The sequence below is a fragment of the Delftia sp. DS1230 genome (assembly GCF_040112715.1).
GTDB classification, from domain to species: Bacteria; Pseudomonadota; Gammaproteobacteria; order Burkholderiales; family Burkholderiaceae_C; genus Comamonas; species Comamonas tsuruhatensis.
The window spans coordinates 807,973-828,617 of the sequence record NZ_CP157763.1 but is presented as its reverse complement, the minus strand read 5'-3'; the positions used below and the strand labels follow the sequence as shown (position 1 = coordinate 828,617).

21 protein-coding genes are annotated in these 20,645 nt (G+C 68.9%); 7 read left to right on the top strand and 14 right to left on the bottom strand.

Going from position 1 to position 20,645, the window contains the following annotated elements:
* Nucleotides 1-47: 47 nt before the first annotated feature.
* On the bottom strand, nt 48-452 hold the full coding sequence (locus AAN986_RS03700) for a VOC family protein (protein WP_012207674.1): 405 nt from the start codon (nt 450-452) through the stop codon (nt 48-50).
* Between the two features lie 69 nt (nt 453-521).
* Here AAN986_RS03700 and AAN986_RS03695 point away from each other — a divergent pair, with 69 nt between their 5' ends.
* Nucleotides 522-1,889: a PLP-dependent aminotransferase family protein gene (locus AAN986_RS03695; RefSeq protein WP_047218778.1), complete on the top strand. Its 1,368-nt coding sequence runs from the start codon at nt 522-524 to the stop codon at nt 1,887-1,889.
* Here the strand turns inward: AAN986_RS03695 and AAN986_RS03690 are convergent.
* The 8 genes from AAN986_RS03690 to AAN986_RS03655 are packed head-to-tail and all read right to left on the bottom strand — an operon-like array spanning nt 1,873 to nt 8,918.
* Nucleotides 1,873-2,313, bottom strand: a complete 441-nt coding sequence (locus AAN986_RS03690; RefSeq protein ID WP_047218779.1) for a nuclear transport factor 2 family protein — start codon at nt 2,311-2,313, stop codon at nt 1,873-1,875. The genes AAN986_RS03695 and AAN986_RS03690 overlap by 17 nt on opposite strands.
* 5 nt (nt 2,314-2,318) lie before the next feature.
* A complete protein-coding gene (locus AAN986_RS03685) occupies nt 2,319-3,110 on the bottom strand; it encodes an SDR family NAD(P)-dependent oxidoreductase (RefSeq protein ID WP_016448424.1) in 792 nt (263 codons plus the stop codon).
* Between the two features lie 5 nt (nt 3,111-3,115).
* On the bottom strand, nt 3,116-3,676 hold the full coding sequence (locus tag AAN986_RS03680; protein ID WP_016448425.1) for a DUF3833 domain-containing protein: 561 nt from the start codon (nt 3,674-3,676) through the stop codon (nt 3,116-3,118).
* Nucleotides 3,673-4,953 carry an MFS transporter gene (locus AAN986_RS03675; RefSeq protein WP_047218780.1) on the bottom strand — a complete coding sequence of 427 codons (1,281 nt, stop codon included), beginning with the start codon at nt 4,951-4,953 and terminating at the stop codon, nt 3,673-3,675. Before AAN986_RS03675 ends, AAN986_RS03680 begins: the two co-directional genes overlap by 4 nt.
* 17 nt (nt 4,954-4,970) lie before the next feature.
* Nucleotides 4,971-5,540, bottom strand: a complete 570-nt coding sequence (locus AAN986_RS03670; RefSeq protein ID WP_016448427.1) for a chalcone isomerase family protein — start codon at nt 5,538-5,540, stop codon at nt 4,971-4,973.
* A 17-nt stretch (nt 5,541-5,557) separates the two neighbouring features.
* The gene (locus AAN986_RS03665; RefSeq protein WP_016448428.1) at nt 5,558-6,826 is read right to left on the bottom strand and encodes a cyclopropane-fatty-acyl-phospholipid synthase family protein; all 1,269 of its coding nucleotides are present in this window, start codon (nt 6,824-6,826) and stop codon (nt 5,558-5,560) included.
* Nucleotides 6,823-7,575 (bottom strand): DUF1365 domain-containing protein, encoded by a 753-nt coding sequence (locus tag AAN986_RS03660; protein ID WP_046986842.1) that lies wholly within the window; start codon nt 7,573-7,575, stop codon nt 6,823-6,825. The genes AAN986_RS03665 and AAN986_RS03660 overlap by 4 nt, the downstream gene beginning before the upstream one ends.
* Nucleotides 7,572-8,918: an FAD-dependent oxidoreductase gene (locus tag AAN986_RS03655; RefSeq protein ID WP_017407120.1), complete on the bottom strand. Its 1,347-nt coding sequence runs from the start codon at nt 8,916-8,918 to the stop codon at nt 7,572-7,574. Before AAN986_RS03655 ends, AAN986_RS03660 begins: the two co-directional genes overlap by 4 nt.
* Nucleotides 8,919-9,058: 140 nt before the next feature.
* On the opposite strand from AAN986_RS03655, the gene AAN986_RS03650 reads away from it, so the two are divergent.
* The 4 genes from AAN986_RS03650 to AAN986_RS03635 all read left to right on the top strand — a co-directional run bounded on the left by AAN986_RS03650 (nt 9,059) and on the right by AAN986_RS03635 (nt 13,896).
* Nucleotides 9,059-9,697 (top strand): helix-turn-helix domain-containing protein, encoded by a 639-nt coding sequence (locus tag AAN986_RS03650; protein ID WP_017407121.1) that lies wholly within the window; start codon nt 9,059-9,061, stop codon nt 9,695-9,697.
* Between the two features lie 147 nt (nt 9,698-9,844).
* Entirely contained in the window at nt 9,845-10,324 is a 480-nt protein-coding gene (locus AAN986_RS03645; RefSeq protein WP_189354164.1) for a sigma-70 family RNA polymerase sigma factor, read from the top strand.
* 2 nt (nt 10,325-10,326) lie between these two features.
* A complete protein-coding gene (locus AAN986_RS03640; RefSeq protein ID WP_047218783.1) occupies nt 10,327-11,280 on the top strand; it encodes a FecR domain-containing protein in 954 nt (317 codons plus the stop codon).
* 96 nt (nt 11,281-11,376) lie between these two features.
* Nucleotides 11,377-13,896: a TonB-dependent receptor gene (locus AAN986_RS03635; RefSeq protein ID WP_047218784.1), complete on the top strand. Its 2,520-nt coding sequence runs from the start codon at nt 11,377-11,379 to the stop codon at nt 13,894-13,896.
* Between the two features lie 106 nt (nt 13,897-14,002).
* Here the strand turns inward: AAN986_RS03635 and AAN986_RS03630 are convergent, their stop codons facing one another.
* The 4 genes from AAN986_RS03630 to glmS form a co-directional block, all read right to left on the bottom strand.
* Nucleotides 14,003-15,049, bottom strand: coding sequence for a hypothetical protein (locus tag AAN986_RS03630; RefSeq protein ID WP_047218785.1), 1,047 nt, complete (start codon nt 15,047-15,049; stop codon nt 14,003-14,005).
* 149 nt (nt 15,050-15,198) lie between these two features.
* Entirely contained in the window at nt 15,199-15,354 is a 156-nt protein-coding gene (locus AAN986_RS03625) for a hypothetical protein (RefSeq protein WP_016448436.1), read from the bottom strand.
* Nucleotides 15,355-15,393: 39 nt separating this feature from the next.
* Nucleotides 15,394-15,549, bottom strand: a complete 156-nt coding sequence (locus tag AAN986_RS03620; protein ID WP_164474684.1) for a hypothetical protein — start codon at nt 15,547-15,549, stop codon at nt 15,394-15,396.
* A 253-nt stretch (nt 15,550-15,802) separates the two neighbouring features.
* Entirely contained in the window at nt 15,803-17,722 is a 1,920-nt protein-coding gene (gene glmS / locus AAN986_RS03615) for a glutamine--fructose-6-phosphate transaminase (isomerizing) (RefSeq protein ID WP_016448444.1), read from the bottom strand.
* Nucleotides 17,723-17,859: 137 nt separating this feature from the next.
* Here glmS and AAN986_RS03610 point away from each other — a divergent pair, with 137 nt between their 5' ends.
* Nucleotides 17,860-18,375 carry an Lrp/AsnC family transcriptional regulator gene (locus tag AAN986_RS03610; RefSeq protein WP_016448445.1) on the top strand — a complete coding sequence of 172 codons (516 nt, stop codon included), beginning with the start codon at nt 17,860-17,862 and terminating at the stop codon, nt 18,373-18,375.
* A 217-nt stretch (nt 18,376-18,592) separates the two neighbouring features.
* Nucleotides 18,593-19,717, top strand: coding sequence for a diguanylate cyclase AdrA (locus tag AAN986_RS03605; RefSeq protein ID WP_016448446.1), 1,125 nt, complete (start codon nt 18,593-18,595; stop codon nt 19,715-19,717).
* Between the two features lie 25 nt (nt 19,718-19,742).
* On the opposite strand, the gene AAN986_RS03600 is transcribed toward AAN986_RS03605, so the two are convergent.
* Complete coding sequence (locus AAN986_RS03600) at nt 19,743-20,600, bottom strand: ATP-binding protein (RefSeq protein ID WP_047218464.1); 858 nt, start codon at nt 20,598-20,600, stop codon at nt 19,743-19,745.
* Nucleotides 20,601-20,645 lie beyond the last annotated feature (45 nt).

Sequence of the window (20,645 nt, the reverse complement as noted above, 5' to 3'; positions counted from 1 at the left end):
GCATGGGAAGGAAAAGAAGGGGAAACGGACGGCGGTCCCGATCTGCGCTACGGCCGCACATCGGCGCGATGCACCACATGGACCTTGTTGCCGTCGGGATCGCGCAGGTAGGCACCGTAGTAGCCATCGCCGTAATGAGGTCGCGGGCCGGGCGGGCCTTCGTCGCTGCCGCCACGCGCCAGGCCGGCGGCATGGGCCGCGTCCACCGCGTCGGGCGACGGGGCCACAAAGGCCACCATGGCGCCATTGCCCGCCGTGGCCGGCTCGCCGTTGAAGGGGCTGTAGACATAAAAGCGCGGCAAGGCCGCCGGCGGCGCCACCCAGCACAGCGCGGCCGGCCCGCCATCGGGCTGGACGGCGCGGCGCTGCAGTCCCAGCGGGAAAAGCACCGCGTCATAGAAGCGGCCGGCCCGCTCGAGATCACGGGCGCCGACGGTGATGTGGCTGAACATGGAGTGAACGTTACACTATCGACAAATGAAATAGTGTCACGGCACACTCATTTTTTCCTTGCCCCGACCATGCTCCTGCCCTCCCCCTGGACGCCCCGTCTTGCGCGCATTGAAGCCAGTGCCGCCGAGCGGCTGGCGCGCGCCCTGGCCGACGACATCGTCGAAGGCCGGCTGGCCGGCGGCGACCGCCTCCCCGCCCACAGGGACCTGGCCGACAGGCTGCAGATCGGCCTGGGCTCGGTGACCAGGGCCTATGCGCTGCTGGAGCGCCGGGGGCTGACACGCAGCGTCAGGGGCCGGGGCACCTTCGTGGCGTCACAGCAGGCGCAGGCTGGCGAGGACATCGACCTGTCTTCCAACGCGCCGCCGGCCGCCATCAGTGCGCGCGTCCTGGCTCGTACGCTGACCGGGATTGCGCGCAGCATCGATACCGATCATTTCAACTTCTATGCCCCGCCCCAGGGCCACCTGGAGCATCGCCGCGTGCTCGCGCGCTGGCTGCAGACGCTGGGCCTGAACGTGGAACCCGACCACATGGTGCTGACCAGCAGCGCGCGCCAGGCGCTGTCCCTGGCCTTCGATCTGGTCTGCCAGCCCCGGGGCCGGCTGCTGACCGAGCGCATCACCTACCCCGGCGCCATTGCCCTGGCCCGGCGCAAGGGGTATGCCCTGCAGGGCCTGGCGATCGACGCTCAGGGCCTGCTGCCGCAGGCGCTGGCCGAGGCGCTGGAGGGCATTCCCGCCGCCGAAGGCAAGGTGGTCTACCTCACCCCCACGCTGCACAACCCGACCACGGCCACCATGGGCGCGGAGCGCAGGCAGGCGATCGTGGACATCTGCCGCAGCGCAGGCGCCTGGATCATCGAGGACGGCGTGTACGCCGCCTGCTTGCCCGATCACGCATCCTTGGCCCATCTGGCCACGCTGGCGCCCGAGATCACGCTGCATGTGAACGGGCTGTCCAAGTCCCTGGGCCCGGGGCTGCAGGTGGGCATGCTGGTGCTGCCCGCTTCGCTGGGCGGCGCGGCTGTGGAGCTTGTGCAGGAGATGTCCATGGCGCCTTCGGCCCTCTCCTGCGCCGTGATCGATGAATGGCTGTCGCACGGCGTGGTCGCTTCCCTGCAGGCCGACCTGCGCCATGAGGCACAGCGGCGCTGCCGGCTGGCCGCATCACACCTCGCCCCGCACCTGAGGGGCTCCGGCCTGGTGCTGCACCCCGAGGCCTACAACGCCTGGCTGCCCATGGAGCGCGAGGCCGCCGACCGCCTGGTGTCGGCCGCAGCGGCGCTGGGCGTGACGCTGACCGATCCGGGCTCGCTGATGGTGGAGCCGCACGACCGTGCCAGCGGGCTGCGCATCTGCCTGGGCGCCCCAGGCCTGGACGACCTGGACGGCGCCCTGGCGCAATTGGCCAGGCTGCTTACTGCGGAGCCCTGAGCTTGTTCTGCAGCGCCTTGGCCACGGCGCCCAGCACGGGCACCTTGGCAAAGATTTCCTCCACCGGGTCCCAGAAATCGCGGTGCACTGCCACCAGTCCCTGCGCATCGAACTCCAGGTAGCTGGTGCCGCAGATGTGCATGGGCTGGCCCGATGCCCTGACAAAGCCCAGCTCCCACAGCAAAAAGCCGCTGTCCCCCTGCACCGCGCCCTGGCTGACGGCGAAGCGGGGCCGGTCCAGTTGCTCGAACATGTGGGCGAACACGCGCTGTATCGCTGCGTGGCCGCGCACATCGTTGAACGGGTCCTTGAACCGGGCCTGTTCCGCATAGAGGGCCAGCAGCGCCGGCAGGTTGTCGCGGCGCAGCGCCTCATAGGCCTGGGCCAGCCGGTCCAGTCGGGGATCGCCGAGGGCAGTGCTCATCGGTTTCAGGCTCCTGTGATGCGGCGAACCGCCGAGAAATACCAGGCATCGGGCAGGCAGCGCAGCAGCCGCACCCAGCGTGTGAAGCGGCGCGGAAAATTCATCTCGAAGCGCCCCTGTGCCCAGCCCTGCAGCATGTGCCGGGCGGCCTCGTCGGCACCGATCAGGGCCGGCATGCTGAAGCTGTTTTGCGCCGTCAGCGGCGTATCGACAAAGCCGGGGTTGATGATGGACACGCCCAGGCCCGGGCCGTGCAGGTCCAGGTAGAGGTTTTCTGCCAGGTTGTTGAGCGCCGCCTTGGTAGGACCGTAGGCCAGGGACATGGGCAGCCCGCGATAGCCTGCCACCGAGCCGACCAGGGCCAGATGCCCCTGGCCGGCCTCCAGCAGCATGGGCAGCACCGCATCGAGCAGGTGCAGCGCGCCGCCATAGTTCACGGCCAGGTGGCGCTGCATCTCGGCCAGGTCGAACTCGGTGGCGCGCTGGGGCCGGTAGTGGCCGGCACAGTACACCACCAGGTCGGGCGCCCTGCCCACATGGGCCCGCACGGCACGGGCTGCCTGCGCCACGGCCTGGGCATCGGTCACGTCCAGCGGCAGGGCCAGGCAGCCTTCGCGGCCACGCACGAAATCCTGCAGCGCACCGCCATGCCGCGCAGAGACAATCACGCGCGCGCCCTGGCCGTGCAGCGCTTCGGCCGTGGCGCGCCCTATGCCCGAGGAGGCGCCCAGAAGCCATGCCGAGCGGCCCTTCCAGTCGCGCAGCGGCGGGTTCAGCCGGCGGGATAACAGTGGCATGGCCATCACTCCTTGATGATGGCCAGCGTCACGTCGCCCAGGTGCAGGCCGAGCTTGCTCATGGCCGTGCGGTTGAGCAGGGTGCGCCCGTCCATCAGGTACATCCAGTCGTCCATGCTGACGTTCCAGACCCTTCCGTCCACGGGCAGGGCCAGCACGTAGCTCCAGCGGATGGCATTGCCCGCGCTCTGGCCCTGGGCCTCGCCCACCACGTCGTCGGCCCGGCCGCTGTAGCGGCCCTCGCCCAGGTGGCGGATATGCCAGATGCGCTGCTGCGTGCTGCCGTCGCTGTAGACGAAGTGCTCATCGAGCGTGCCCTCGTCGCCATTCCAGCGGCCCGTCATGCGCACGGTGAATCGCTTGACCACCTTGCCCGAGCGGTCCGTGAACATGCCGTGGGCCGTCAGCGGCCCGTTGAAGTACTGGCGCAGGTCCAGCGTCGGCTGCTCCTTGGCGTAGTCCTGCACGGAAGGACCGGCGCAGCCCGCCAGAGACAGCGCCAATGCCGCCCCCAGGCAGGCGCGCCGCAGTGGTGAAAACGAAGCGCAGTGGGTGATGTGGCTCATGTGTGCCTCCAGGAAGAATGCAGTCGCTCGGCGCGCCAGAGCAGCCCGGCCGCCGCCAGTTTGAGCAGGCAGGGCAGCCCGCCATAGGCCCAGGCCAGGGCCTGCAGGCCGGCCGGATCGGTGCTGCCGCTGCGGTAGCCCGCAACGGACAGCAGGGGCAGGGCCAGGCCCGCGGCCAGGGCCAGGTTGAGCTTGGTGGCGCAGGTCCACCACCCCAGGTAGCGGCCCTCGCCCTGGCCGCCCTGGCCGGACTCGTGGATCACGCCCGTGAGCAGTGCGCCCGGCAGGGCCAGATCCGCGCCCAGGGCCAGCCCGCTGGCCAGGCAGATCACGGCGAAGGCCAGGCCGTCACCCGTGCCCAGCCAGGGCGTGAAGCCGAAGGCCAGCACGCTGGCCAGCATGCCCGCGCGCCAGCTGGGCGCCAGGCCCCAGCGCGAGACGGCCTTCACCCACAGCGGCAGGCCCAGGGCCGCCGCGCCAAAAAAACACAGCAGCAGCAGGGGCTGCATCCCGGGCACCTGCAATCTGTCGGCCACGAAGAAGGGCAGCAAGGTGGCCGGAATGGCCGCGGCCACGCCGTTGACCATGAAGACGGCCAGCAGCCGGCGAAAGCCGGCATCCGCCCATGGTGAGATCCGAGAGGTGTCCGCCGTGGCCTGCTGCGGCAGCGTCACCGGAGCCTTGAGCCGGTACAGCCCCACCAGCCCCAGCGCCAGGCCCAGCGCCAGCACGGCGCTGGTGGCGTCCAAGCCCAGCCAGGCCGGCAACACGCTGGCCAGCAGCACACCGCCCAGCGTAGCGCCCTCGCGCCAGGCCGTGACGCGGGCCCGCCAGGCGGGCGGCCCGCCCCAGCGCGTGCCCCAGGCCTGGTGGACGATGGTGACGAAGCTGTAGGCCAGCGTGCACACCAGCAGGCTGCAGGCCAGCCAGCCCAGCATGGCGGCCTGGGCACCGCGCGGCGGATGCCACAGCGCCCAGAAGCCCAGGACCATCAGCAGGCTGGCCAGTGCAGCCGCCCACCACGCTGGCCGCATGCCCCGGCGCAGCAGCCGGTCGGCCTGGCGGCCGATGGCGGGGTCCACCAGGGCATCGAAGGCACGCGTGGCCAGCAGCACCGCGCCCAGCCCCGCCAGCGGCGCACCGGCCACGCTGGCGTAGTGGTAGGGCAGGTTCACATACAGCGGCAGGGACACGAACGCCAGCGGCGCGGCCAGGCCGCCATAGGCCAGCCCTGTGCGCCAGGGCAGCAAGGGGGCGGCGGCAGGGTGCGAGGCCATGGCGTGGTCCCGGGCGCTCAGGATTGGCCCAGCAGCGAGCTGCGCATGGCAGGTGCCGAGGTCTGGGGCGCGAGCCAGATGCCGAAGAACAGGCGCGCATAGTCGGCATCGCGCAGCTGTGCAGTCTGGCGCCCGTTGTGGAAGAAGCGCACCTCGCCCTGGCCGTCGTTCAGGCCCAGCAGCCGGTCCTGGGCCGCCACATCGGGAAACGCCTGCTTCATCAGCGCCAGCCATTGGCGGGACTGCTCCTCGGTGAAGCCGTCGACCCTGCGCATTTCGGCGATGGAGCGCTCGGCGATGGCCGCGCCTTCGAGCTTGCGGTCATAGACCAGCTCCAGCGCGAACGGGTGGCGGGCGTAGTCCTCGGGCACAAAGCCCGGTGCGGCCCACAGCCGTGCCTCGTACACGCGCAGGCCGAAAAAGCGCAGCACGCCCGTGCCCACCAGGCGCGCGGCCGGCAGGGCGCTGCGCAGTTCGGCCGGAAGGTCGGCAGTCGGAGTCTTGGCGTGGAGTTCGTTGGGCATGGCGATCAGTGAAGGGACAAGGGCGCAGGCGGCGCCCCAGGCCAGCGCCTGGCGGCGCGGCATGTGACGTGGTGGCGATTTCATGGCAGGGGCCTGCGCAGCGTGAACTGGACGACATCGGTGTTGCCGGTGTCGAAGGCCGCCTCGCAGTAGGCGAGGTAGAAGGTCCAGATGCGCACGAAGCGCTCGTCAAAGCCCTGGGCCCGCACGGCGTCGAGGTGGTGATCGAAGGCCTGGCGCCAGCGCCGCAGCGTCTCCGCATAGTCGCGGCCGAAGGCCATGCGGCGCTCCACCACCAGGCCGGCGCGCCGTGCCTCCTGCTCGAAGGCAGGAATGCTGGGCAGCAGCCCGCCCGGGAAGATGTACTGCTGGATGAAGTCGGTGGAGCGCAGATAGCGCGCGAACAGGTCCTCGCGCAGCGTGATGGTCTGTATGCAGGCCAGGCCCCCGGGCTTGAGGCAGTCGCGCAGCGTCTGGAAGTAGCCGCGCCAGTATTCTCGGCCCACGGCCTCGAACATCTCGATGGAGACGATGGCGTCGAAGGGCTCGCCCGCATGGCGCGCGGGCAGGTCGCGGTAGTCCTGGTAGCGCAGCTCCACGGCGTCGGCCAGGCCGGCCTGCCGCATGCGCTGCTGTCCCCAGGCCAGTTGCTCGCGCGACAGCGTCACGCCCGTGACCCGGGCGCCGAACTCCTGCGCCGCCGCCTCGGCCAGCCCGCCCCAGCCGCAGCCGATCTCCAGCAGGCGCTGGCCGGGCTGCAGCCGCACCTCGTCCAGCGTGCGCCTGAGCTTGGCCTGCTGGGCGTCCTGCAGGTCGGCGTGGCGCAGCGATTCACCCGTGCGCCCCTGGAACCAGGCGGCGCTGTAGCTCATACCGGGGTCCAGCCACAGGCGGTAGAAATCGTTGCCCAGGTCGTAGTGGGCATGGATGTTCCTGGCGCTGCCGGCCCGCGTATTGCGCTGCAGCAGGTGGCGCAGGCGGTAGCCCAGCCGGCCCCACCAGCTGCCGTACACCAGGCTTTGCACATGGTCGCGGTTGGCCATGCACAGGCGCAGCAGGGCGGCCAGGTCGGGGCTGTCCCATTCTCCGGCGATATAGCCTTCGGCCAGGCCGATGTCGCCCGATTTCAGGGTGCGCTCCAGCGCCCGCCAGTCGTGCAGCACGCAATGCGCGTCGGCAGCCCCCGACGGCGGACGGGGCAGGTGCAGCAGGCGGCCATCGGGCTGCTCCAGGTCCAGCTGCCCGTGGGGCAGGCGTTCGAGCAGGTTCAGCACACGGCGTGCCCGCGCAGGCGTGCGGCGCGGCGCTGCGGCGGTGGGGCTCAGCAGGGGGGCGGCGGTAGTGTTCATCGTGTGACGAAGCGCTTGGGCGCGGAGGGTTTGCCATGGAAAGGCACGCGCTTGGCCCAAAGGCGCAGCGCGTGCCAGTGGATGCGGGCGACCACGCCCAGCGTCATCAAAGGGGTGCCGAAGAAGGCGCGGCGCACGGCGGCGGCATCCAGCGCCTGCAGCACGCCGCCCACGCTGGTCTGCAGCAGCGGGCCGTCCTCGTCATGCAGGTCCACGCGCGCCAGGGTGCGGTCTTCGCCGCGTTCGAAGCGGAAGCGGTACTCGCCGCGCACCTCGCAGAACGGCGAGACGTGGAATTGCTTGCGCGCCACCTGCTCGCGGCCCCAGGCCAGGTCGGGCCCCGCCAGCAGATAGGCATGGCGCTCGCCAAAGGTGTTGTTGACCTCGGCCAGCACGGCGGCCAGCGACCCGTCCGCGCGGTGCGCATACCAAAAGCTCACGGGCTTGAACACGTAGCCCAGCACGCGCGGAAAGGTGTGCAGCCAGACTTCGCCATCGGCGTCGCCAATGCCTTCGCTGTGCAGCAGCTGCTCGAACCAGGCCAGTGCGTCGCAGCCGCCCTCGCCGTGGTCGCTGTCATGGAAGCTCAGCCAGCCACGGCGGTTGCGCCTGAGCGCGGCGTCCGGCTGCGTGCGCAGGCTGCGCATGGGCAGCATGAGGAAATAGCCCGGGTAGCGGAAGGCATGCTCCACCGGCCGCAGGCGGCGGTGCCAGACATGGCCGAAGCCGATGAGCGGCCGGGCCGTCATGCGACCCCCTCGAAGGCCGCGCTGGCGGGCAGGACGGGCAAGGTCGGCAGGGCATGCAGCAGGCCGTCGGCCGCGACCAGGCCCGAGCGCAGGCCGTCCTCGTGGAAGCCGTAGCCGCACCATGCGCCGCAGAACCAGGTCCTGCGCTGGCCTTGCAGGGCATCCACCCGGCCCTGGGCCTCGATGGCGGCCAGGTCGAACACCGGGTGGCTGTACTCGATGCGCGCGTGGACCTGGCTGTCATCGATGGGGCGCACCGGGTTCAGCGACACCATCACGGGCTGCTGCCACGGCAGGGGCTGCAGGCGGTTGAGCAGGTAGTGCAGGCAGACGCCGGCCCGGTCTTTTCCGGGATCGGCGGCGCGTTCGTAGTTCCAGGCGGCCCAGGCCGCCGGGCGGCGCGGCAGCACGCCGGCATCGGTGTGCAGCACGGCCTGGTTGGGCTGGTAGCGGATGGCGCCCAGCACGCTGCGCTCGAGCGGCGTGGCATCGGAGCCCAGCAGGCGCAGGGCCTGGTCGCTGTGGCAGGCCAGCACCACGGCGTCGAACCGCTCCGTGCCGTGCGCCATCTGCAGCAGCACGCCGTGCGCGGCGCGGCGCAGGCCCAGCACGGGCGCGTTCAGCCGGACCTCGTGGCGGCCGTCCTTTTGCAGCGCGGCCACCATGCGCCGCACATACTGGCGCGAACCACCGCGCACCGTGCGCCACTGCGGCCGGTCCGTGACCTGGATCAGGCCGTGGTTGTGGCAAAAGCGGATCAGCGTGGCCACGGGAAAGCGCAGCATCTGGTCGGTGGGGCAGGACCAGATGCAGCCCATCATGGGCAGCAGATAGTCCTGGCGAAAGGCCGGCCCGAAGCCGTGGTCGTCCAGGAAATCTTCGATGCAGCTGCGCAGCCGCGCTTCATCGCCTTCCTCGGCGATGCGCGTGGTCAGGCGGTTGAAGCGCAGGATCTCGGCCAGCATCTTCAGGAAACGGGGCCGCAGCAGATTGCTGCGCTGGGCGAACACACCGCCCAGCGAACTGCCGCTCCATTCCAGGCCCGCCCGGCCGCCGGCCTGCGGCACCTGCACGGAAAACGACATCTCGGCCTCCGCCGTGGGCACCTGCAGCTCTTCGAACAGACGGGTCAGCAGCGGATAGGTGCGGTGGTTGAACACCAGAAAGCCCGTGTCCACCCCCTGGCTCACGCCGCCCAGCGCCAGATCGACCGTGTTGGCATGGCCGCCGAAATGGCTGCCTGCCTCCAGCAGGGTCACGCCATGCCCGCCCGGCGCGCCGGCCAGCCGCCGTGCTGCGGCCAGCCCCGCAATCCCCGACCCGATGACTGCAATGCGATGCATGGGAGCGTCCTTCCTGGTTGAATCGATCAGTCAGACCATGAAGACCAAACTGCGAACTGATGAGTTCAAACTATATACCAAACGTATTCGCTTTGCACTATTTGGTATCGGATATGACCTGTCGGGTCTAAAATATGGCTATGACAAGCCGCTCCTCCATCAAAGAACAGATACAGCGCGTGCGCGAGCAGGCCATCGTGGCGGCCGTCAACCGGCTGCTGGCCACCAAGGGCTACGACGCCATGACGGTGGACGAGGTGGCGGCCGAGGCCGGCATGGCCAAGGCCAGCCTGTACAAGCTGTTCACCTCCAAGGAAGAACTGGCAGGGGCCGCCATGGTGGGCGTGCTGGACCGTGCCCTGGCCTTCGTGGACGGCCTGCGCGACGAAGCCAGCCTGGCGGCCGAGGCCGGCACGCCCACGCGCCCGCTGGACCAGCTCAAGGCCGTGACGCGCTGGGCCATGCAGACCCAGCTGGAAGGCGAGATGCCCTCCCTGCCCGCGCAGAACTCCAACCTCAGCGCCTCGCTGCAATCCAACGACGACTACATGGACCGGCTGATCGCGCTGAGCAACCGCCTGAGCATCTGGATCACCGAGGCCCAGACCAGCGGCCAGATGCAGGCCACGCTGCCGGCCGAACTGGTGCTCTACACGCTGTTCGCGCGGGCCTGCGATCCGGTGGTGGCCCTGCTCAAGGAGTCGGGCCAGTACACGCACGCGCAGATCATCGACTGGGTGACCAGCACGACCTTCGACGGGCTGGCGGCGGCGGGCTGATCCGGTGCGCGGGATCGCACCGATCTCAATGCAAATGAGAATTCATATCAACTGGATAAAATGCCGGCAGTTTCTTGACGCACAAGAGGAAAGGCCCGGCACGTGCATCCATCCACCGACAGTGGCGCCAGCCAGGCTCTGGGCAGCATGTACGCGCAGCACAACCCTTGGCTGGTCGCGTGGCTGCAACGCAGGCTGGGCAACCGCTGCGATGCGGCCGACCTGGCCCAGGACACGTTCACGCGCATCTGGGTCAGCGCCAGGACGCAGGCCATCGAGGACATCCGGGAGCCCCGGGCCTATCTGACGACAGTGGCCCGGCGGCTGCTGGTCAATCACCTCGAACGCCGCTCGCTGGAGCAGGCCTACCTGGCGTCGCTGCACCTCCTGCCCCAGGCCACCGTGCCGTCCGTGGAGGCGCGGGCCATCCTGCTGGAGACGCTGCAGGAGCTCGATGCGCTGCTGGACGCCCTGCCCGCCAGGGTGCGCACGGCCTTTCTCATGTCCCAGCTGGAAGGCCTGTCCTACGAGGACATTGCCGACCGGATGCAGCTGAGCGTGCGCACCGTGACGCGCTACATGGCCCAGGGCTTTCGGCAATGCCTGCTGGTGATGCTGGAGCACTGAGCATGCAGGCCGCAGACGCACGCATCCTGGACGAGGCCGCCCGCTGGCTGGCCCGCAGGCACGCATCGGACTTCAGCGCGGCCGAGCAGGCAGAACTGGCGCGCTGGCGCAGCCAGAGCAGCCGGCATGAGCAGATCTGGCAATGCGCCGAGCAGCTCAAGGGCCGCTTCAACACCGTGCCCGCCGCCGTAGGCATGGCCACGCTCAACCGCGCGCGCCCCTCGGCGGCACGGCGGCAGTTGCTGCGCTCGGCCGTGCTGGCCCTGGCCACGCCTGCGCTGGGCTGGCTGGCCTGGCGCCATCTGCCCTGGCAGGACTGGACGGCCGACTACCGCACGGCCAGGGGCGAGCGCCGCGCGGTCACGCTGGCCGATGGCAGCCGCGTGCAGCTGAACACGGCCTCGGCCATCAGCGTGCGCATGGATGGCACGGCGCGGCGCATCCGCCATCATGCCGGGGAAATCCTGGTCGAGACCGCGCATGCCCCGCCCTACGCCTCCCAGCCTTTCATGGTGCAGACAGACGACGGCCAGATGCAGGCCCTGGGCACGCGCTTCATCGTGCGCAAGCTGGAGCACGGCACGGCGCTGGCCGTGCTGGAGGGCGCGGTGCGCGTCACGCCGGCAGCATCGGCCACGGCCGTGGTGGTGCATGCGGGCGAGCAACTGCAATTCGATGGACAAGGCGCCAGCGCCACCCGCCCGGTGGCGCCGCGGGACTCGGCCTGGACGCTGGGCGTGCTCTATGCCGAGAACCTGCGGCTGCAGGACTTCCTGGCCGAGCTGTCGCGCTACCGCGAAGGCCTTGTGCGGTGCGACGACGATGTCGCCGACCTGCGCGTCTCCGGCACCTACCAGCTGCATGACACCGACCGCATCCTGGCCCTGCTGGCCCAGACCCTGCCGGTGCGCGTGCACGAGCGCAGCCGGTACTGGGTGACGGTGGCGCGGCGCTGATCCGATTTTTTTCTGCCGTGGCTGTCCGGTTTTTCGCTCTCGCCTGTCAAGGCTTGCGAAGACCACTTTCATCGACAGCCCAGAGGACAGAACACCATGCACTCCCCTTCTTCCACCGCCGGACCACGCGCCAGCCTGCGCGCCACCGCCTTGGCGGCCCTGGCCGTCAGCACCTCGCTGCTGCTGCACGCGCTGCCAGTCCAGGCGGCCGAGCCGGCCGCCAGCGCCGCTGCCCGGAGCTACCAGATCCAGCCGGGTCCGCTGGGCCCGGCGCTGATGGCCTTTGCCGCACAGGCAGGCGTGAACCTGGGCATGGACCTGCAGCAGCTCGGCGGCATGGAGACACGCGGCCTGTCCGGCACGTTCTCCGTGGAGGACGGCTTTGCGCAGCTGCTGAACACGTCAGGCTGGACAGCGCGCCGCGTGGGTGCGGGCAACTACGCGCTGGAGAAGCTGCCTGCGGCGGCCCGCCAGGCGCCGTCTGCCGCAGCGGCCGTGCCCTCACCCTCAGCCCCAGCCGCGGCCCAGGCCACGGAGCTTGCCGCCATCACGGTGACCGCACGCACGCAGAACAACCTGGTCGCGCCCTCGCGGCAGGTGACGATCCTGGAAGGCCAGGAGGTGGAGCAGCTGCGCCAGGGCTCGGACAGCCTGGCCACCATGCTCAGCAAGGTGGTCCCCGGCATGGCGGACTCCAGCCACACCATCACCGACTACGGCCAGACGCTGCGGGGCCGCAACATGCTGGTGCTGGTGGACGGCGTTCCGCTGAACACCAACCGCGACTCGTCCAGGAACCTGGCCAACATCAACCCGGCCGACATCGAGCAGATCGAGGTGCTGCGCGGCAGCAGCGCCATCTACGGCAGCGGTGCGGCGGGCGGCATTGTCTCCATCCGCACCAAGCGGCCCTCGGGCGAGACGCGGGCCGAGACCATCGTCACCGGCTCGGCCCCGCTGTCGCGCCTGCGCGGCGCAGGACTGGGCGGCGAGGTGCAGCACTACCTGTCCGGCGGTGGCGAGGTGGTCGACTATTCGGTGAGCCTGGGCGCCAGGCACATGGGCGGCGCCTTCGACGCCAGGGGCAACCGCATTGCGCCCGAGCCCAGCCAGGGCGACCTGTTCGACTCCAACATCTACAACGCCTCGGCCAAGATCGGCTTCAAGCTCGATGCCGACCAGCGCCTGCAATTGACCGCCAGCCACTACAACGCGGCCCAGGACACGGACTACGCCTCCGACCCGTCGGTGGCGCGGCTGCCGGCCGGAACGGCGGCGGCCCGCCCCATCAAGGGCCTGGTGCTGGCCGACCAGAACCAGATCAAGAACACCATGCTGGGCCTGGACTACGAGAACCGGGACATCGCAGGCAGCACGCTGGCCGCCCAGCTCTACTACCGGGACTTCTTCACGCGGTTTGCGCCCTTCGACGCACGCGCCGTGCCGGTGCGGGGCGCCAATGTCGACCAGTCCATGCAGAACTCCGAGGTCTTTGGCGGGCGCCTGACCCTGAAGACGCCGCTGGGCGCCGGCAAGAAGAGCCTGCTGATCTGGGGTGCGGACTTCAACCAGGAGCGCACCGACATGCCCATCGACATCTTCGATCCCCGGGCCTATGACGCCAGCGGCGGCCTGGTCTTTCACAAGACGGGCCAGCTGATCTACATGCCGCCCGTCACCACGCGCAGCATCGGCGCCTTCGCCCAGCTGCAGCACCGGTTCAATGCGCAATGGTCGGCGGAAGGCGGCCTGCGCTACGACCGCGCCCAGGCCAGCTTCAATGACTTCACGCCGCTGTCGCAGTCACGCGCCCCCAGCCCCCAGCCCGTGAACGGCGGCACCGTCCGGTACAACGCCTGGACCTACAACCTGGGCACGGTCTTCACGCCGGTCCCCGGCCAGGAGCTCTATGCCTCGTACAGCCAGGGCTTCGAGCTGCCGGACATCGGCGTGGTGGTGCGCAATGCCACGCCGGCCTTCAACCTGGGCAACTCCAACCTGCAGGCGGTCAAGACCAACACCTATGAAATGGGCTGGCGCGGCAAGTTCTCCAACGTGATGGCCAACCTCAGCGTCTTCCAGTCGCGCTCCAACCTGGGCGCCGTGCAGAGCTTCAACAATGGCCTGACCCTGCTGCGCACCCGCGAGAAGATCCATGGCATCGAAGGCGGCCTGGACTACTTCAGCGACGACGACCACTGGAGCGTGGGCGGCAGCTTCACCTGGATGAAGGGCCGCGAGCTGCCCCAGGCCGCCAGCGGCTACCAGGACATGACGGGCTTTCGCATCCCTCCGCTCAAGCTCACGGCCTATGTGGAGTACCGGCCCGACACGCGCTGGAGCCACCGCCTCCAGGCCACCGCCTATGCCTCCAAGGACTACCGCCTGGACGGCAAGACCGGCTTCGGCCGCTATGACACACGGGGCTACACCACGGTGGACCTGATCAGCCAGTGGAAGATCGACCCCAAGAACCGTGTGTCCCTGGGCGTGGAAAACCTGTTCAACCGCCAGTACTTCCCGCTCTACAGCCAGCTGCTGCGCAGCAACAACAACACCAGCCGCCTGCCAGCGGCCGGCACGGTGCTGAAGATCAGCTACGCGCACACCTGGTGACCCCATAGGCAGGCACCGGTCGCCGCAGCCCGCCAACAACCGGCCGGGCAAGGAAAGGGCCGCCACCCGACGCAGCCGATCAACGACCATCGGCTGCGCCCGGACCTCAAGGCCCCTTGCGCAGCGAGATCGGCGTGCCCCAGATCGGATCGGCGGCGCCCTGGCGGCCCAGCGTGGTGACCTGCATGGGCACCAGCCGCGCCATGAGTTTTTCCTGGTCAGGGGTCAGGTTGGCGCGGGAGGCCAGATAGGTGCGCGTGAATTCCATGGGCACCGGCAGCGTGTGGACGGTGAAGTCCTCCAGCGGGCATTCGACCTTCTCGGCCGCCACCTTGCGGCAGCCCGCCTGGCGGAACTGGTAGCTGGGCGTCTTCAGATACGAGCGCTGGCTCAGCACCAGCTGCCCGCCTTCCAGCGTGAAACTGGCCAGGGCCTGCCGGGGCGGCACGCGCACCTGGACCTTGAGCGCGGGGATGTCGCGCGAGTCCGTGTCCTGGTAGTAGCCCGCACCCATGCCCGGCGTACTGTCCGTGACCTGCCGCTCGCCCCAGGCCACGCAATGGCCCGAGGCACGGTGCACCGTGGTGCAGTACTTCTCGGTGCGGGTCTGCGTGTGCGTGGTGGCCTCCTTCCAGTTCATCTCGGTATAGAACTCGCGGTAGGTCTCGGGCGCCAGGGACACCGTGCCGCTGGCGCCGCGGCCTGCGCCCGCAGCGCCCGCCTTGGCCCCCAGCTGGTCGAGCCGGGCATTGAGCCAGTAGTCATCGCCGCCCGTCAGCAGGTACTTGCCGGGGGGCAGGACATGGACCTCGAAGGCCTTGAAGAGGTAGGTGGTCTTGGGATCGCGCTGCAGCGCGTTGTTCTGGAACTTGCGGCCGAACACGATCTCCGGCCTGTCCTGGTGGGTCCACAGCACGTTCGAGGTCCATTTGGACATGCCGTCGGCGTCGGCCAGCGACTTGTGCGGCGTCAGGTCAGCCACCAGCACCACGGCCATGTTGGCCTTCAAGGCCTCGCTGATCACCCACAGCGTCTTCGCCTGCTCCGCTTCCTCCTTCTCGAGCTGCCCGCTGGAAGGCGGCGCGGCACACCCCGACAATCCCAGGGCGAGCACCAGGGTCGGCAAAACGAGGCAGGGGCGCTGCAGTGTCATCGTTGAAATCCTTGGAGGTTGATGCTGGAAAGGCGTCATTGTGCGGGGAGATTTCCGGCGGCCCCGGCCAGGGCAGGCCCTCGACACGGAAAAGCCGCCCGAAGGCGGCCGGTTCCAGGGAGCGCTGCACCAGCGCTGGCTGCGATCAATCAGCGTTGCTGTGGCTGGCGCAAAGGCTGCCCTTGTTGGCGGACGTTCGCCTTGCACTGCATCTGGCTGTAGTTCCTGTCCGTGATGGGTTGCCCCATCTGCATGGGAACATAGGCCGGATGCTGCGGGCCTCTCGTGGGAAGAAGCTGTTTCATGGTTCCATCCTCACGTCAAACGGAACGCCGCCCAGCCTGTCAGCGGGGCTGATTGGGCTGCTGCTGGCCTGGCTGGTTCTGGCCAGGCTGCTTGTGCTGGGGGTTGTCCTGCTGCTGCTGTCCCGGGTTTTGCTGGTTCGGGTTCTGCTGCTGCGGGTTGTTTTGCTGCTGTTGCTGGTCGTTTTGCTGAGCCATGGGTATCTCCTTCACATGGTGGTCAAAGAGGCGCGTCAAACGAAGCGCCCGACTGCAGCGCAGATATGCACTGCGCTGGTAACCAGTGTGGGACCGGACATGCGGCTCAGCCGTAGGACCGGCCAGAGCGTGCGCAGCCCCATGTTGCGACACCGCAGGTAGGCCAGCCGCCGGGTGTCCGACGGACATTTCGCACAGGGGGCAACGAAGGACCAGGGCAGGCCACGGCCTGCGCTCTACCCCGGCCCCCGCCTCACTCCACCGTCACGCTCTTGGCCAGGTTGCGCGGCTTGTCCACATCGGTGCCGCGTGCGCAGGCCGTGTGGTAGGCCAGCAGCTGCAGCGGGACCACGTGCAGGATGGGGCTGAGCGCGCCGTAGTTCTCGGGCATGCGGATGACGTGCATGCCTTCGCTGCTTTCGATGTTGGTCTTGGCATCGGCCAGCACATAGAGCACTCCGCCGCGCGCACGCACTTCCTGCATGTTGCTCTTGAGCTTTTCCAGCAGCTCGTCATTGGGCGCCACCGTGACCACGGGCATGGCGCTGTCCACCAGGGCCAGCGGGCCGTGCTTGAGCTCGCCGGCCGGATAGGCCTCGGCGTGGATGTAGCTGATTTCCTTGAGCTTGAGCGCGCCTTCCAGCGCAATCGGGTAGTGGATGCCACGGCCCAGGAAGAGCGCGTTCTCGCGCTTGGCGAAGTCCTCGGACCAGCTGATGACCTGGGGCTCCAGCGCCAGCACGGATTGCAGGGCCACGGGCAGGTGGCGCATGGCGGCCAGGTATTGCTGCTCCTTTTCCTCGCTCAGCCGCCCTTGCGACTGGGCCAGGGCCAGGGTCAGCAGGAACAGGCCCGCCAGCTGGGTGGTGAAGGCCTTGGTGGAGGCCACGCCGATCTCCACGCCGGCGCGCGTGATGTAGGCCAGCTCGCATTCGCGCACCATGGCGCTGGTGGCCACGTTGCAGACGGTCAGCGTGTGCTTCATGCCCAGGTTCTGGGCATGGCGCAGCGCGGCCAGGGTGTCGGCGGTCTCGCCCGACTGGCTGATGGTGACGACCAGGGTCTTGGGATGGGGAACGCTGGTGCGGTAGCGGTATTCGCTGGCCACTTCCACGCTGCAGGGCAGGCCGGCCAGCGACTCGATCCAGTACTTGGCCGTGCAGCCGCTGTAGTAGCTGGTGCCGCAGGCCAGGATGAGCACGCGGTCGATCTCCTTGAACACGCGCCAGGCCGAAGTGCCGGCCTTGCCGTCCGAGGCCACGCCGTCGAACAGCTCGGGCACGATGGCCTGCACGCCTTCCAGCGTGTCGGCAATGGCGCGCGGCTGCTCGAAGATTTCCTTTTGCATGTAGTGGCGGTAGGGACCCAGCTCGGCCGCGCCGCTGTGGGCGTGCACGGTGCGCACGGGGCGCTGCTCGGGCGCCAGCCGCTCGCCGCCCTTGCCCACCAGCCAGTAGCGGCCGGGCTGCAGGTCCACGATGTCGCCCTCTTCCAGGTAGACGATCTGGTCGGTCACGCCGGCCAGGGCCATGGCGTCGCTGGCCAGGAAGTGTTCGGCACCGTCCTGGCCCACGCCCAGGATCAGCGGCGAGCCGGCGCGCGAGCCCACCACGCGCTGCGGTTCGTCCTTGTGCATGACGGCGATGGCAAAGGCGCCATGCAGGCGCTGCGTGGCGGCCTGCACGGCCTCGAACAGGTCGCCGCCGTAGAGGCTGTCCACCAGGTGGGCGATGACCTCGGTGTCCGTCTGGCTGGCGAAGACATAGCCCTTGGACTGCAGCTCGGCGCGCAGGGCTTCGTAGTTTTCGATGATGCCGTTGTGCACCAGGGCCACGCGGGCCGGCTGGTCGGTGTCGGCCACGGGCGAGACGCCAGGGCCGTGGCTGAAATGCGGATGGGCGTTGCGCACCGCCGGCTCGCCATGCGTGGCCCAGCGCGTGTGGGCAATGCCGGTGTGGCCGATGACCTTGTCCTGTTGCACCTGGTCCATGAGTTCGGCCACGCGCGCCGTGGAGCGGGCGCGCCGCAGGCCCAGGCTGTGCACGCCCTGTGCGTCCAGCGCCTGCACGGCCACGCCGCAGGAGTCATAGCCGCGATATTCCAGGCGCTGCAGGCCCTGGACGAGAACGGGGACGATATCGCGGAAGGAAACCGCTGCGACGATGCCACACATGGACAAGCTCCTTGTTTAGAGATGACGACGGATGCTACGCAGGTTGAAAAGAAATTTCTCTACAGATTTCCTTATCTATTGAACTAATATTTCATCATCAGGCATTCAAGAAATATTATTTCAATATAAATAATAAAATGAACCAAAATTCCATTCAGCTGGACGCTACCGACCTTCAGCTGCTGCAGCTGCTGCAAGAAGACTGCAGCCGCAGCAACCAGGCACTGGCCGCGCTGCTGCAGCTGTCGCCGCCCACCTGCCTGCGCCGCGTGCGGCGGCTGCAGGAGTCCGGGCTGATCGAGCGGCAGGTGGCCATCCTGCAGCCCGAACGCCTGGCCGCCGCCCTGGGCCATGGGCTGCAGGCCATTGTGGAGGTCTCGCTGGACCGCCAGGACAGTGACGCGCTGGACGGATTCGAGCGCCGCGCCGTGGCGCTGGACGCCGTGCAGCAGTGCTGGCGCGTATCGGCGGGGCCTGATTTCATCCTCGTGGTGGCCGCGCCCGACATGCCGGCCTACCTGGAGTTGAGCCGGGCGCTATTCACGGGCGACGCCAACGTGCGCAATGTCAAGAGTTTTTTCAGCGTCAGGCGCGCCAAGTTCTCCACCGCCATGCCGCTGCCGCCGGCAAATCCCGGAACAGGCGCCCAATGAGGCCAGGACGCTTGATTTTGCGAGTAATTGTGCGCATCAGGAAACTGCGCGGCGGCGGGACTGCGTAGGACAGCAAGCCTGCAATGTGTCCCGAACGCCAACTTTGGGCAACGTTGGACTTTAAGGCGTTGCGCACGCACGGGGACAATGATACAAATTGATGCAACAACACTTTCTGACGCGCTAGGCAATCGGCGCGCACTCGGCTCGCACCGCCATGTCCTTGCGCCAGCGCATCCATCGCCGCACCTATCCCTTGCGCGTCTCCAGCATGGCTTTGGGTGGCCTCGTCGTGGGCACGACCATGACCGAGCTGGGCGCCAGCACGGCTGTCTGGGGCTTTGTGCTGGTGAGCGCCCTGGTCTGGCCGCACATCGCCTTTCTCCACGCCCGCCACAGCCGTGACAGCCACCGCGCCGAACACGCCAATCTGAAGATAGATGCGCTGATCATCGGCAGCTGGATTCCCGTCATGCATTTCTGTGCATTGCCCAGCATTGCGCTGCTGGCCATCAGCATTGCAGACCGCAACCACACAGCCACGCGCGATGGCTGGCTGCAATCGCTGTTCGCCACCTTCCTGGCCGCCGCCGCGGGGGCCCTGCTGCTGCGGCCCGCGCCCGAGTGGGAGGCCAGCCTGGCAGTGCAGCTGAGCATGCTGCCCCTGCTCCTGCTGCACAGCGTGTTCTCCAGCTGGTCCACGCGCCAGCTGGTGCGCAAGCTGGCACGACAGAACGTGAAGCTGCAGGTGCTCAGCCGCATCGACCCCCTGACCACGCTGTACAGCCGCGACTACTGGTGGCAGAAGGCGCGCGCCGCGCTGCGCGACTACCGGCAGACGCAGACCTCGGCCTGCCTGCTGATCGTGGACATAGACCACTTCAAGCGCATCAACGACAGCTTTGGGCACACCGTGGGTGACGAGGTGCTGCAGGCCATCGGCCTGACCATCCGGCACTGCCTGCGATCGCATGACGCGGCCGGCCGCTACGGAGGCGATGAATTCGCCGTGCTGTGCATGCACACCCATCTGGACGATGCCTATGCGGTGGCCCTGCGCATACGCAACCAGCTGAGCCAGCTGCGCGTGCGCGAGCACCCGCATCTGCGCGTCAGCGCCAGCATTGGCGTGGCGGCGGCGGACCCCAGCTTTCTGTCGGTCAAGGACTGGATCAATGCGGCCGACAGCGCGCTCTACAGCGCCAAGGACGCCGGGCGCGACCAGGTGATACCTGCTGCGCCGCTGATGGCCGGCAGCGCGCCCACCAGGTCGGGCACGGACGCGGGCAGCGAGGCCTCGCGCCAGGCACACCAGCCCGAGCCGGACGACACGCTGATCTGAGGGCTGGCGCCAGCGGCAGGCAGACTCAGAGCCCGCGATCCGTGCGCCGCACTTCGCCGCCGGGCCAGTTCAGGCCTACGCTGCAGCCGCCCGCGGGCGTGGCGCGGATGGTGGCCTCGCCGCCGTGGCGGCGCATGACGCCGCGCACCAGGGCCAGGCCCGTGCCCAGGCCCGGAAACTCCGACTCACGGTGCATGCGCTGGAAGATGCCGAACAGCGCGCCCGCACGCGAGGGGTCGAACCCCACGCCGTTGTCCGTCACGCTGAGCGTGATGCCGCCGTCGGCATGACGCTCCACATCGATGGCAATGCGCGGCTGGGCCACGGGCTGGGTGAACTTGACGGCGTTGTCCAGCAGCGCCTCCAGCACCTGGCGCAGCAGGGCCGCGTCGGCACGCACGGCGGGACTTTGCTGCGGCAGGCTCCATTGCAGCCGCGCCGCCGCGCCGCAGGCCGCCCAGCGCGGCTGCGCCAGCACCGCCGTGCGCGCCTGCTCCAGCAGTTCCTGCAAGGCGATGGGCTGCCACTGCATGGGCGTGCGGGCGGCGCGCGCCAGGGCCAGCAGGCCGTCGAGCATGCCGCCCATGCGTCGGGCGGACTGGTCCATGGTCTGCAGGAAGCCGCGTGCCTCCTGCAGTTCCTGCGGCGAAGGCGCGGCCTGCGACAGCAGCTCGTCCACCAGGGGGCCGAAGGACAGCACATGGCGCAGCGGCGCGCGCAGGTCGTGCGACACCGCGTGCAGCCATTCCTGCTGCGCGGCGCGCAGGGCCTGCAGCTCCTGCTCGCGCTGGGCCAGGCGCTCCAGCGCGTCCTGCAGCGTGCGGGGCGGGCCTTGCAGGTCGGCGGCAGGGTCAGGCGGAGGGTGGGCGAAAGGTTCCGTCATGGCATGAACAGGGTCAGGAGATTCGGAAAATCGGCTTGCCCCGTA